An 11,534-nucleotide genomic window follows, 5' to 3' on the forward strand; every position below is an offset into this window, starting at 1 on the left:
CGCGGGTCACCGTACGGCCTGGATGAGGGGGAACGTCACGCCGGTGAGTTCCTCGGAGACGGTCCACAGGCGCTGCTGGACGGCTTGGTCGTGGGAGTCGGGGCTGGAGGTGACCGGCTTCGGGTAGCCACGGATCTCGCCGAGGCCGCCGGGGCCGTAGTACTGGCCGCCGACGACGGTCGGATCGGTGGCGGCGCGCAGGGTGGGCAGGGCGCCCATCTCGGGCTTCTGGGTGAGCAGTGGTGCGAGCCAGGTGACGGGCAGGCGGATCGCGGCGGGGGTGTTGCGGGTGAGCTCGGTGTTGGACACGCCGGGGTGGGCGGCGACCGCGATGGTGGTGCCGTGCGGTGCGAGCCGGCGCTGCAGTTCGTAGGTGAACATCAGGTTGGCGAGTTTGGACTGGCCGTAGGCGGCGGCACGGCTGTAGGAGCGTTCCCACTGCAGGTCATCGAAGTGGATGGCGGCCCGGATGCGGTGGCCGGTGCTGCTGACCGTGACGATGCGGGAGCCGGGGACGGGCAGGAGCCGGTCCAGTAGCAGGCCGGTGAGGGCGAAGTGGCCGAGGTGGTTGGTGCCGAACTGCAGCTCGAAGCCGTCGGCGGTGGTCTGCTTCGGGGTGTACATCACGCCGGCGTTGTTGATGAGGAGGTCGATGCGCGGGTGGGCGGCGCGCAGGTCGGCCGCCGCGGACCGGATCGAGTCCAGGGAGGTCAGGTCGAGGGCCTGGACGGCGACGTCGCCGGTGATGCGGGCGGCCGCCCGCCTGCCCTTCTCGACGTCGCGGACGGCCAGGACCACCGCCGCCCCGCGTGCGGCGAGCATCCGGGCGGTCTCGAAGCCCAGACCGGTGTTGGCTCCGGTCACGATCACCACCCGGCCGTGCTGGTCGGGGATGTACTGCTCGGTCCAGTTGACGCTCATGGCGCACTCCTTAAAAAACCATCGGTCTGTTATGAGGACCAACGTAAAAGACCGCCGGTCTTCTGTCAAGGGACCGGTGGTCTTTAGCTAAAGTGAGGGCGTGGCATTTCAGCGGGCGCGCAGCGAGGAGCAGCGGGAGATCCGCCGCCGGGCGATCCTGGACACGGCGGCGGCGATGCTCGACGAGATGCCCGTGGCCGAGGTGAGCCTCAACGAGCTCAGCCGACGGGTGGGCCTGGCCAAGTCGAACGTCCTGCGCTACTTCGAGTCGCGCGAGGCGGTGCTGCTCGAACTGCTGGACGACTTCCTGGGAAGCTGGCTCGCCGAGCTGGCGGAGGAGCTGGCCGCAGGCGTCGAGGCGCAGGCGGCGCCGGAAGTGCGGGCGGGTCAGCTGGCCGAGATCCTCAGCCGGTCGCTGGCGGAGCGGGTGGTGCTGTGCGATCTCTTCGGCGCGCAGGGCGGCGTCCTTGAGCGCAACGTCTCGGTCGAGGTCGTCAAACGCCACAAACGCTCCTCCCTCACCAGGCTCGCGACCATGGTCGAGCTCATGCGCCGTCACCTGCCGGAGCTCGGCGACGGCGCGCAGCTGTTCTGCCTGATGAGCCTGGTCTCGGCGGGTGCCCTGTCGTCCTACGTCCCGCCTCCGCCCAGCCTCCTCGCCGCCTACGCGGACGAGCCCGCCCTCGGCGTGCTCCACATGGAGCTGCGCGACGCTCTGCAGGCCTCCATCACCGCGACGCTCCTGGGCGTGCTGCCGCGCGCCTGAGCCTTTCCGTTTGCCGTGAGGGAAAACGGCCCTGCGCATAGGGGTGCCGGTAGGGCTCGTGCAACCAGGTGCACGCCATCGCATCAGTGCTGGCCAGCTGGCCGGTCTCCGGGATACCGAATCCGACAGAGTGCCTGCTTCGCCTGGTCTAACCAGCGCTCTGAACCGGGTTCGTCAGAGACTTCCGGTGAACGGAGCCGGAAGAGGCGGGACAGATGGCCTTCGGAATCGGCGATGAGGTCCTCGAAGGCTCCCTGCTCGGCGACGCGGCCGTCGTGCAGGACGACGATGTGGTCGGCCCGGCGGATGGTGGAGAGGCGGTGGGCGATCACCAGGGTGGCGCGGTCGCGGGCGGCGACTTCGAGGGCGTCGGCGAGCCGGGCCTCGTTCTCGGGGTCCAGGTTCGCGATGGCCTCGTCGAGGATGAGGACGGGGGCGTCGACGGCCAGGGCGCGGGCGATGGCGACGCGGGCGCGCTGGCCTCCGGAGAGCATGACGCCGCGTTCGCCGGCCATGGTGTCCGGGTCCAGGGTCAGCTGGGCGCGGGCCAGGGCGGGTGCGGGGTCGGCGGACGGTGCGCCGAGGCGGACGTTGTCGCCGATCGTTCCCGCGAAGAGGTGGACGTCTTGGGGGACGACGGTGACGTGGGAGGAAAGGTCGGCGATCTGGTCTAGGGGCGTGCCGCCGAGGAGGATGCGCCCGCGGTCGGGATCCCAGTAGCGCAGCAGCAGGGAGACGCAGGTGGTCTTGCCTGCGCCCGATCGGCCGACCAGGGCGACGGTCTTGCCGTGCGGGATCGTGAACGAGACGCCGCGCAGGACCTCCGGCCCGTCGGCGGAGTACCGGAAGTGCACGTCCTCGAAGACCACGTCCGGAGCCGGAGCGGGCGCGGGGCCGTCGGAGGGCGGAGACACCTCGGCCGGCGCGGTGACGAGGCCGTGGACCCTGCCCGCCGCCGCGCGGAGCGTTCCGTACTCCTTGAGCAGCAGGGCGACCTGGACGGCGGGTCCCAGGGAGCCGGCAGCGAGGACCATGGCGACGGGACCGTGCGCGAGCGGCAGGTCGCCGGAGCGGACGAGCGTGGCCACGACCAGGAGGGTCCCGGCCGCCGCGGCGGCGACGAGCAGATCCAGGAGGGCGGCTTCCAGGCCGCCGCGCCCGGCGTTGGCGGCCTGGACGCGAGCCAGCCGCCGGGTGCGTTCGGCGAGCATCGCCCGCCGACGTTCCAGGGCTCCGAACGCGGTGAGCTCCCGCATCCCCTGCACGGTGTCGATGACGTCGGCGGCCAGCTCCGCGGTGGCCTCGCGAAGCTCCTCGCCGTGCCGCCGCGACATCCGGCGCGACCACAGCGGGAGGGTCAGGACGCACACGGTGACGGGCAGCGACACGACCAGGAGCCGGGGGTCGAGGAGCACGGCGAGCGCGGTGCCGAGGGTGAGGACGGTGCCGGCGGTGAGGGACTGGGCGAGGGTGTGCGCGAAGAGCCACTCGAGGGTTTCGACGTCGGAGAGCACGGTCGCGGACAGGTCGCCGCTGCGCCTGCCGAGCCGGCGGGACGGGCTGATGCGGGCGATGGCGTCGTAGACCTCGCCGCGGAGCCGGGCGAGCAGCAGGTAGGCCAGGTCGTGGGCGACGTACGTCTCCCACCAGGTCGCCAGGGTGGCGACGAGGACGAGCCCGGCGAGGATTCCGGCGAACGCGTCCAGGGGCGTCGTCCGCCCCGCGACGGCGTGGCCGACGAGCCAGGCCGCGGTGACGGCGATGCCGAGGGCGGCGAGCTGGCCGAGCAGGTGCGAGACGAGGGTGGAGGCGAAGGCGCGGCGGTGCTCGCCGACCGTGCGGGCCAGCCACCGCATGGGGGACGCGGTCATGCGCGGGTCTCCTGAAGCGCGAGGAGCCGGTGGTAGGAGCCGCCGGCGGTGGTGAGGGCGTCGTGGTCACCGGTCTCGGTGATCCGTCCCTGTTCGAGGACGACGATGCGGTCGGCATCCCGGACGGTCGAGAGCCGGTGGGCGATCAGCAGGCAGGTGCGGCCCTTCTTGAGGCGGGCCAGTGCCCGTTCGCCGTGGACGTCGACATGCGAGGTCGCCTCGTCCAGGAGGAGGACGGGTGCGTCGACGAGCAGGGCTCGGGCGATGGCGACGCGCTGGCGCTGCCCGCCCGAGAGGGTCGTGCCGCGTTCGCCGAGGACCGTGGCGTACCCGTCGGGGAGGCCGCTGATGAAGCCGTGCGCGTCGGCGTCCCGCGCGGCCCGCTCGAGGTCGGCGTCGGACGCGTCGGGGCGGGCCAGCCGCAGGTTGTCCGCGATCGTTCCGTGGAAGAGGTAGGTGTCCTGGGCGACCACGGCGATCCCGGCACGCAGGCCGCTCAGGGTGAAGTCGGCGAGCAGGGAGCCGTCGATCGTGATGTTCCCGGAGCCGGGGTCGTAGTGCCGTTGGAGGAGCGCGGCGACGGTGCTCTTGCCTGCTCCCGACGGTCCGATGAGCGCGACGGTCTCCCCCGCCCGGATGGTGAGCGTCACTTCGTGCACGGCTTCGGCGGACGCGCCCGGGTAGGTGAACGTGACGCGGTCGAACACGATCTCGGGACGGTCCGGGAACGTGGTCCTCGTGCCGGTGTCGGTGACGGCGGGCTCGGCCGACAGCAGGTCCTCGAGCCCGCCGACGGCGGTGATGCCGAGGTAGCCGGCGTGCCAGTACTCCGACAGCTGCCGGACCGGGCGGAAGCACTCGGTGGTGGTCATGAGGACGGCGAACACCGACCAGGCGTCGGGGGAGGTGGCCGAGACGGCGACGAGGACGGCGGCGACGGTGCCCGCCTGGACGAGGAAGGCGCTGACCCCCGTCTCGATCAGCGACACCCTGAGCTGCCGCATCGTGGTGGTGTACAGGTCGTGCGCGCGGGCGGCGAGTCCGGCCCCGAGACGGCCGGAGGCGCCGAACGCGCGCAGGGTCGCGACGCCCTGCACGGCCTCAAGGTAGTCGGAGGCCAGGTCGGCGAAGGCCGTCCAGCGGGTCCGGCCTCGGCGCAGCAGCGTCACGTCCCACAGCCGCGGGATCACGAGCACGCCGATGACGGCCGCGGCGAGGACCGTCGCGGCCGCCGCGTTCACCGTGAACAGCCAGCCGACGAGCGCTACGGGAACGCAGAACGTGACGACGACCTGGGGCAGGTAGCGGCTGAAGTAGGCGTCCAGGCCCTCGACGCCGTCCACGACGGTGGTCTGCACCGAGCCGGTGCGGGCCTCGGTGAGGTGGGCGGGGCCGAGCAGCCCGAGCCGTTCGATGAGGCGGTCGCGCAGCCGGGCCCGGATGAGGGCGCCCGCCCGGACTGTGGCGGTCTCGCGCACCCACAGGAGCGCGGCCCGGCCCGCGATCACGGCGAACGCCCAGGCCAGAAGCGTGACGGTGGTGTCGTGGTCGCCGCGGGCCAGCGCGGCCAGCGCGCCCGCGAGCAGGAGGGCCTGCCCGACGTGGGCGGCCGAGACCGCGAGGCCCAGCCCGGCGCAGGCGGCCATGGGGGCCCTGACGGCTCCGGAGAGCTGCAGCAGGCGCCTGTGGACGATCAATGTGGCTCCTCGGCCTCGGGAGGCGTGACGGACGCGGCGAAGCTGCACGTTCTTCGCAACCCCGCCTTGGTACGCAGATAATGATAATGATAGTCATTATCGAATCCATGAACCGACATGATCACTTTTCTGGAGGCCTGATGCGCTTCACGGCGCTTTATCGCGGCACGGCCGCCCGCACCGGCAAGGCGGGCCGCTGATGAGAAGACTGCTCGCCGCGACCGCGCTCCTCGCGCTCGCCGTCAGCGGGTGCGGCGGTTCTGAGGCGAAGACGCCGGCCGCCTCCGCGCCCGCGACCCCGGCCGCCTCCGCCACTCCGGTGGCCGCGTCCCTGACCGTCACCGACCCCACTGGTGAGACCCTCACACTGAAGAAGGCGCCGGAGCGGATCGTCTGCCTGACCGGGATCTGCGACGACATACTCGTCGAACTCGGCCTGACCCCCGTCGGCACGACCACTCCCGAACTGCTGACCCGGCCCGACTACCTCGGCCCCGCCGGGGCGGACGTGCCCGTCATCCCCGGCAGCTTCGGCGGCGAGGACGTCACCGCCATCGCCAAGGCGAAGCCCGACCTCGTGATCGGCCTGGCCGACGTGCACGAGGGCCTGGCCCCCGCGGTGGAGAAGTTCGCGCCGCTGTGGAACGTCCGGGTGAAGTCCTACGAGGAGTCCATCGGCTACCTCCGCAACGTCGCCGCCCTGACCGGCCGCGGCGAGCAGCAGGCGAAGGCCGAGAACGTCTTTCGTGCCAAGCTCTCCGACGGGGCCTCCGAGGCCGAGGCCTCCGGGCTGAAGGACAAGACCGTCCTGGCCATGTACGGCGGCGGTTCCATCGGCGTCAACACCACCGAGGACGTGCTCGGGAACTTCCTGTCGCAGTACTTCGACTACCCGTGGCCCGGCAAGGGCGGCGGGTTCGAGACCGCGCAGGCCTACAGCCTCGAGGAGATTCTGGCAAAGGCGCCGCAGGTGCTCTTCGTGCAGTCGTTCTCGTTCGGCGGCTCCAAGCCCGTCACCGAGACCTACCGCGACAACCCCGTCTGGAAGCGCATCCCGGCGGTCGCCGCGGGCAAGGTCTACGAGGTTCAGCCCGCGTTGTGGGCGTCCGGCCGCGGTACCCGCGCGTTCGGCATCATCCTCGAAGAAGCCCTGGCCAAGGCCACCGGGTGACCTCCTCGCTCGTCAGGGGGCACGGCCGAGCCGTGCCCCCGCTCCATCTCGTCCTTCCGGCCGCCGCACTGGTGCTGCTGGTCCTGTCCGGCCTGTGCCTGGGCACCCCGGTGATCGCGCCGCAGCGGATCCCGGCCGTCCTGAGCGATCACGCCTCCCTGGAGTACGTGGTGCTCTGGGAACTGCGCCTGCCCCGGCTCCTGCTCGGGCTGCTGGGCGGCGCCGCCGTCGCCGTGGCCGGGCTGCTGCTCCAGGAGGCGTTGCGCAACCCGCTCGCCGTCCCCGAACTCCTCGGCGTCTCCTCCGGCGCGGCCGTCGCCGTCGCCGCCTGCGTCGTCTGGGCTCTGCCCGTCTCCCCCGCGCTCCACCCGCTCGTCGGGCTCGCGGGCGCCGCCGCCGGCGGGGCGCTCACCCTCGCCGCCGCCCGCGCGGCCCGCACCGCGGGCGGGGTCCTGCTCATCGGATCCGCCGTCACCGCGGCCGTCCAGTCGCTCCTTTTCGCGATCATGGCGACGGCCGACCGGCTCCAGTACGACCTGCTCTTCCGCTACCTCGTCGGCAGCCTCAACGGCATCCTGTGGGACCAGGTCTCCCGGACGCTGCCGTGGTTCGCGCTGGCCGTCCCCCTCGTCCTGCTGACGCTCCCCGCGCTCGGGCTGCTCCGCCTCGGGGACGAGGCGGCGACCTCCCTCGGCGTCGGCGTCGGTACCGCGCGCACCGGGGTCCTGGCCGTCGCCGCGCTCCTGGTCGGCGCGGTCACCGGGCCCTGCGGCCCGATCGCCTGGGTCGGGTTCGTCGCGCCGCTCCTGGCCCGCAGGGTACGGCCGGACGGCGACGCCCGCACCTGGATGCTCTGGACCGCCGTCCTCGGCGCGGTGATCACCACGGCCGCCGACCAGGTGGCCCGGCTGGCCCTCGCCCCCGTCGAGACGCCGCTCGGCGCCTGGACCGTACTCGTCGGCGTCCTCGCCGGAGCCGCCCTCCTGCGCGGAGGCGCCCGGTGACCAGAGTGTTCGTCCCCCTTCTCGTGGTGCTGACCGCCCTCCTGCATCTGAGCGCCGGGGGCGCCGAGCCCGGCGACCTCCTCGCCGTCGCCGACGGCCGCCCGGCGACGCTGGACGAGCGGATCCTGTGGGAGCTCGGACTCCCCCGGCTCGTCACCGCGGCGCTCGCGGGCGCGGCGCTCGGTGTCGCCGGGCACCTCCTCCAGACCTCGCTGCGCAACCAGCTGGCCGCCCCCGAGCTCACCGCCGTCAACCCCGGAGCGGTCCTGGGCGTGCTCGCCGCCACCACCTTCGGGCTGGTCTCCCCGGACTCCGCGCTCGGCGGGCTGGGCGCCGCGCTCCTCGGCGGCGTCCTGGGCGGGGCGGTGACCTGGCTGCTCTCCGCGGGCGGCGGTCCAGGCCGCGCGGTCATCGCGGGCCTGCTCGGATCGGCGCTCATGGGCGGGCTCGTCACACTGCTGCTCGCCTACCAGCCCGGCCGGTTCGGCAACGTCCTGCGCTGGCTCGTCGGATCCGTCGAGGGCCGGGTCTGGGACCACCTGGTCATCGCCGTCTGGTGGATCCCCCTGTGGCTCTGCGTCGCGTGGGCGGCGACCGCCGTCACCACCATCCTGCAGGGCGGCGACCAGCACGCCGCCTCCCTCGGGCTGGCGCCGCGGCGCGCCCGCCTGGCGGTCCTCGGCATCGCCGTCGCCCTCATCGCGTGCGCGGCGAGCCTCGCCGGAGCCATCGCCTTCGTCGGGCTGGTCGTCCCGCACGCCGCACGACGCCTCACCGGTGGACCCGGCGGCCACGTGCCCGCGGCCGCGCTGCTCGGAGCCGTGGCCCTCGTCGGAGCGGACGCCTCCGCCCAGGTCCTCACCCGCCTCATCGCCGGCACCGAGCTCGGCCACCGCCTCGGCCTGCCGGCCGGCGTCATCACCGCGCTGGCCGGAGCCGCCGTCCTCGTCGCCATCGTCTACAGGGAGAAGAACCCGTGAGCCTGAGAACCCTCGGCCTGAGCTTCGGACACGGCGGCCGCCCCCTCCTCGCCGGAATCGACCTGACCGTCGAGAAAGGCGAGTCGGTCGCGCTGGTCGGGGTCAACGGCAGCGGGAAGAGCACGCTCCTCCGGCTGCTCTCCGGAGTCCTGCCCCCCGGATCCGGCACCGTCGAGCTCGACGGGCGCCCCCTGGCCCGGATGTCCCGCAGGCAGATCGCCCGCCGTATCGCCGTCATGCACCAGGCGCTCCCCCCGGTGCCCGGCCTCACCGTCCGGCAGCTCGTCCACCAGGGCCGCTACCCCGGCCAGGGCCCCCTCGGCATGCTCCGCACCCCCGGACACGACCCGGCCACCGAAGAGGCCCTCGCCCTCACCGGCCTCACCGGTCTCGCCGAGCGCGTCCTCGACACCCTGTCCGGCGGCGAGAGGCAGCGCGCCCGCCTCGCCCTCGCGCTCGCCCAGGAGGCCGACATCCTCTTCCTCGACGAGCCCACCGCGCACCTCGACATCCGGCACCGGCTCGAGGTCCTCGAACTCGTCCGGGAACTGCGCGCCGCCCGCGGGCTGACCGTCGTCACCGTCCTCCACGAGCTCGACCACGCCGCGCGCTTCACCGACCGCATCGTCGCCCTCCACCGGGGCGCGGTCCACGCCGACGGCCCCCCGTCCGCCGTGCTCACCCCGGACCTGCTGAGCGAGGTCTTCGGAGTCGCCGGAAGGGTCGTCATCGACGAGATCCACCACCATCCCCGCTGCATCCCCGACGCCCCCCTCCCGACCGGCCCGGCCGAAAACCGGAGTTCCGCGCCGTCCCGTGGATGAAAGCGGTCGGGCTCAGCCGGGTGGCCCTCCCCCGTGCCGGCCTTCCCCGCAAAAGCCCCCCAATTGGAGGCATCCGGACGTACCGCACGGCTTCCTCCGCAACGGCCGGGGCATCGGGCGCCGCCGTGCGCCCGAACGGCGGACCGTTCCCCGCCCGGAGCGGTCTCGACATGGGTCGCCCCGCCCCTTCGGCACTCGGAAGGGGCGGGGCGACGCCGTTCTCAGAAGAAAAGGAGTCCGCGCTGGTAGGCGCGGACCAGGCGGCGGGGGACCTGCACGGTCCGCCCGTCGACCACGGTCTCGACGAGGTCGGGACGGGACGCCTTCCACTGGGCGCGGCGGGTGCGGGTGTTGGAACGCGACTTCTTGCGTTTGGGGACTGCCATGGCGGGCTCCTTACCAGCTCGACTTGGTGACGCCGGGGAGTTCGCCGTGGTGGGCCATCTCCCGGAAGCGGACGCGGGAGAGACCGAAGCGGCGCAGGTGCCCGCGGGGGCGGCCGTCGACGGCGTCGCGGTTGCGCACCCGGGTGGCGCTGGCGTCCCGCGGCTGCCTGCTCAGCTCGCGGACGGCGGCGGCCTTGGCCTCCAGGGAGGCGTGCGGGCTGGAGACGATGCGTTTCAGCTCCGCGCGCTGGGCGGCGTGGCGGGCGACGACGCGCCTGCGGCGTTCGTCGGCGGCGATCTTGCTCTTCTTGGCCATCAGACCTTCTCTCCTCGGGCGCGGATGCGCCGCACGGCCGCCTCGATGCCGATCTTGTCGACGGTCTTGATGCCGCGGGCCGACAACTTCAGCCTGACCGTGCGGCCCTCGCTGGGCAGGAAGTACCGCTTGGTCTGGATGTTGGGATCGAACCGGCGGGAGGTCCGCCGGTGGGAGTGGGAGACCTTCTTGCCGAAGGCCGGCTGGACGCCGGTCAGCTGGCAGCGCGCGCTCACGAGCGGGTCCCGTAGCGCTGCCGGAAGCGTTCGACGCGTCCGGCGGTGTCCAGGTTGCGGGTGCGGCCGGTGTAGAAGGGGTGGCTCGCCGACGACACGTCCACGTCGATGACGGGATAGGTGTTGCCGTCCTCCCACTCGACCGTCTTGCCGCTGGTGGCGGTCGAGCGCGTCAGGAAGGCGAAGCCGGCGGAGGCGTCGCGGAACACCACCGGCCGGTACTCGGGATGGATGCCGGGTTTCACTAGCGGCCCTCTCGGTAGAGCACGTGCTTGCGCACAATCGGGTCGTACTTGCGCAGGGTCAGGCGGTCGGGGTTGTTCCGGCGGTTCTTGCGGGTCACGTAGGTGTGTCCGGTGCCGGCGGTCGACCGCAGTTTGATCAGCGGACGCAGCTCGTTGCGGGCCATGGTCCGTCCTCTCTGCTGGGCGGATGTGCAATGATAATGAAAACGATTATCATTGCAAGTGAGGTGCTGTCATGTCCGTACCCGTCGTGCTGGTGGCCGGGCTGCACGGTCCCGCCCGCGCCGCGCTCGTCGACCGCCTGCTGCGCGAGAACCCCGGCGCCGAGGCGATCCACCACGACCTGCGCGGGATCTCCGACGGCCGGGTCACGCGGACGGTCCGTGACGCGTACGGCGTCCTGGAACGGGCCGAACTGCGGCTCGCGCACGGCTGCGTCTCCTGCACCGTGCGCGAGGACCTGCTGCCCGAACTGCTGCGGCGCTCGGCGGCCGCGCCGCTGCTGGTGGCGGACCTGTGGGACTGCGTGGAGCCGCGCACGGTCGCCGAGGCTCTGGACCACGCGGAGACCGGAGACCGGCTGCGCCTGACCGCCGTCCTGACCGCGCTGGACGCCGAGCACCTGCCGGCCGACCTGTGCCGCGGCGACCTGCTGCGCGAGACGGGCAAGGCGGGCGCGGCCAACGACGGGCGCTACCTGGCCGAGGTCCTGGCCCGCCAGATCGAGTACGCCACCGCCCTGGTCCTGCCCGAGCTCATGCCCGCCCCATTGCCCGGGGTCCCCGCCGAGGACCTGGACCTGTGCCGGGAGATCCTCGGCCATCTCACGCCGACCACGCCGCTGAGCGTCACCGCCGACCCCCTGCCCGCGGTGGCCGGCCCCGCCTTGCGTCCCGCAGAACTGGCCGCCCGCGTCGACCCGGCCACCGCCGTCCTGCCGTGCGAGACCCGCACCGGCGGAGTCGACACCGTCGTGTGGCGCGAGCGCCGCCCACTGCACCCCGGCCGGTTCTTCGACGCGGCCGACGCCCTGGCCGCCGAGACCGTGCGCAGCCGCGGCCGGTTCTGGCTGGCCAACCGCCCCGACCGCATGATCGCCTGGGATGCCGCCGCCGGG

At 73.0% G+C, this 11,534-nt stretch carries 14 protein-coding genes; 6 read left to right on the forward strand and 8 right to left on the reverse strand.

Translation table 11 applies throughout. The features are described from left to right. Positions 1-6: 6 nt before the first annotated feature. Complete coding sequence (locus ABD327_RS32375) at positions 7-921, reverse strand: SDR family NAD(P)-dependent oxidoreductase (RefSeq protein ID WP_344456395.1); 915 nt, start codon at positions 919-921, stop codon at positions 7-9. A gap of 100 nt (positions 922-1,021) precedes the next feature. On the opposite strand from ABD327_RS32375, the gene ABD327_RS32380 reads away from it, so the two are divergent. After that, on the forward strand, positions 1,022-1,687 hold the full coding sequence (locus ABD327_RS32380) for a TetR/AcrR family transcriptional regulator (RefSeq protein WP_344456397.1): 666 nt from the start codon (positions 1,022-1,024) through the stop codon (positions 1,685-1,687). A gap of 83 nt (positions 1,688-1,770) precedes the next feature. Here the strand turns inward: ABD327_RS32380 and ABD327_RS32385 are convergent, their stop codons facing one another. Together ABD327_RS32385 and ABD327_RS32390 are read right to left on the reverse strand one after the other, a co-directional pair. Further along, positions 1,771-3,558 (reverse strand): ABC transporter ATP-binding protein, encoded by a 1,788-nt coding sequence (locus ABD327_RS32385; RefSeq protein ID WP_344456399.1) that lies wholly within the window; start codon positions 3,556-3,558, stop codon positions 1,771-1,773. Continuing rightward, positions 3,555-5,255 (reverse strand): ABC transporter ATP-binding protein/permease, encoded by a 1,701-nt coding sequence (locus tag ABD327_RS32390; RefSeq protein WP_344456401.1) that lies wholly within the window; start codon positions 5,253-5,255, stop codon positions 3,555-3,557. The genes ABD327_RS32385 and ABD327_RS32390 overlap by 4 nt, the downstream gene beginning before the upstream one ends. A 199-nt stretch (positions 5,256-5,454) precedes the next feature. Between ABD327_RS32390 and ABD327_RS32395 the strand changes: the two genes are divergently transcribed. Genes ABD327_RS32395 through ABD327_RS32410 form a run of 4 tightly spaced genes read left to right on the forward strand, consistent with a single transcriptional unit; the run spans position 5,455 to position 9,234 of the window. After that, a complete protein-coding gene (locus ABD327_RS32395) occupies positions 5,455-6,426 on the forward strand; it encodes an ABC transporter substrate-binding protein (protein ID WP_344456403.1) in 972 nt (323 codons plus the stop codon). Then, the gene (locus ABD327_RS32400; RefSeq protein WP_344456406.1) at positions 6,423-7,430 is read left to right on the forward strand and encodes an iron chelate uptake ABC transporter family permease subunit; all 1,008 of its coding nucleotides are present in this window, start codon (positions 6,423-6,425) and stop codon (positions 7,428-7,430) included. Before ABD327_RS32395 ends, ABD327_RS32400 begins: the two co-directional genes overlap by 4 nt. Continuing rightward, positions 7,427-8,410 (forward strand): iron chelate uptake ABC transporter family permease subunit, encoded by a 984-nt coding sequence (locus tag ABD327_RS32405; protein WP_344456408.1) that lies wholly within the window; start codon positions 7,427-7,429, stop codon positions 8,408-8,410. Before ABD327_RS32400 ends, ABD327_RS32405 begins: the two co-directional genes overlap by 4 nt. Beyond that, positions 8,407-9,234, forward strand: coding sequence for an ABC transporter ATP-binding protein (locus ABD327_RS32410; RefSeq protein WP_344456410.1), 828 nt, complete (start codon positions 8,407-8,409; stop codon positions 9,232-9,234). Before ABD327_RS32405 ends, ABD327_RS32410 begins: the two co-directional genes overlap by 4 nt. Positions 9,235-9,455: 221 nt before the next feature. Here ABD327_RS32410 and rpmF read toward each other — a convergent pair whose 3' ends face one another. The 5 genes from rpmF to rpmG are packed head-to-tail and all read right to left on the reverse strand — an operon-like array spanning position 9,456 to position 10,581. Then, complete coding sequence (rpmF, locus tag ABD327_RS32415; protein WP_344456412.1) at positions 9,456-9,620, reverse strand: 50S ribosomal protein L32; 165 nt, start codon at positions 9,618-9,620, stop codon at positions 9,456-9,458. A 10-nt stretch (positions 9,621-9,630) separates the two neighbouring features. Next, positions 9,631-9,936 carry a 30S ribosomal protein S14 gene (gene rpsN / locus ABD327_RS32420; RefSeq protein ID WP_344456414.1) on the reverse strand — a complete coding sequence of 102 codons (306 nt, stop codon included), beginning with the start codon at positions 9,934-9,936 and terminating at the stop codon, positions 9,631-9,633. After that, positions 9,936-10,172, reverse strand: coding sequence for a 50S ribosomal protein L28 (rpmB, locus tag ABD327_RS32425; protein ID WP_344456416.1), 237 nt, complete (start codon positions 10,170-10,172; stop codon positions 9,936-9,938). The genes rpsN and rpmB overlap by 1 nt, the downstream gene beginning before the upstream one ends. Then, the gene (locus ABD327_RS32430) at positions 10,169-10,417 is read right to left on the reverse strand and encodes a type B 50S ribosomal protein L31 (protein WP_344456418.1); all 249 of its coding nucleotides are present in this window, start codon (positions 10,415-10,417) and stop codon (positions 10,169-10,171) included. Before ABD327_RS32430 ends, rpmB begins: the two co-directional genes overlap by 4 nt. Then, entirely contained in the window at positions 10,417-10,581 is a 165-nt protein-coding gene (gene rpmG / locus ABD327_RS32435) for a 50S ribosomal protein L33 (protein WP_344456420.1), read from the reverse strand. The genes ABD327_RS32430 and rpmG overlap by 1 nt, the downstream gene beginning before the upstream one ends. A 71-nt stretch (positions 10,582-10,652) precedes the next feature. On the opposite strand from rpmG, the gene ABD327_RS32440 reads away from it, so the two are divergent. After that, positions 10,653-11,534 (forward strand): GTP-binding protein (locus ABD327_RS32440; RefSeq protein ID WP_344456423.1); only part of this gene is annotated, 882 nt, incomplete at its 3' end.

This window comes from Actinocorallia aurantiaca, from assembly GCF_039533685.1.
In the GTDB taxonomy this organism is placed as follows: Bacteria; Actinomycetota; Actinomycetes; order Streptosporangiales; family Streptosporangiaceae; genus Actinocorallia; species Actinocorallia aurantiaca.

Bases quoted from the DNA above. Each gene is read 5' to 3' on its own strand.
- ABD327_RS32375 (WP_344456395.1), bottom strand. From the start codon at position 921: ATGAGCGTCAACTGGACCGAGCAGTACATCCCCGACCAGCACGGCCGG.
- ABD327_RS32385 (WP_344456399.1), bottom strand. From the start codon at position 3,558: ATGACCGCGTCCCCCATGCGGTGGCTGGCCCGCACGGTCGGCGAGCAC.
- ABD327_RS32395 (WP_344456403.1), top strand. From the start codon at position 5,455: ATGAGAAGACTGCTCGCCGCGACCGCGCTCCTCGCGCTCGCCGTCAGC.
- rpmF (WP_344456412.1), bottom strand. From the start codon at position 9,620: ATGGCAGTCCCCAAACGCAAGAAGTCGCGTTCCAACACCCGCACCCGC.
- rpsN (WP_344456414.1), bottom strand. From the start codon at position 9,936: ATGGCCAAGAAGAGCAAGATCGCCGCCGACGAACGCCGCAGGCGCGTC.
- rpmG (WP_344456420.1), bottom strand. From the start codon at position 10,581: ATGGCCCGCAACGAGCTGCGTCCGCTGATCAAACTGCGGTCGACCGCC.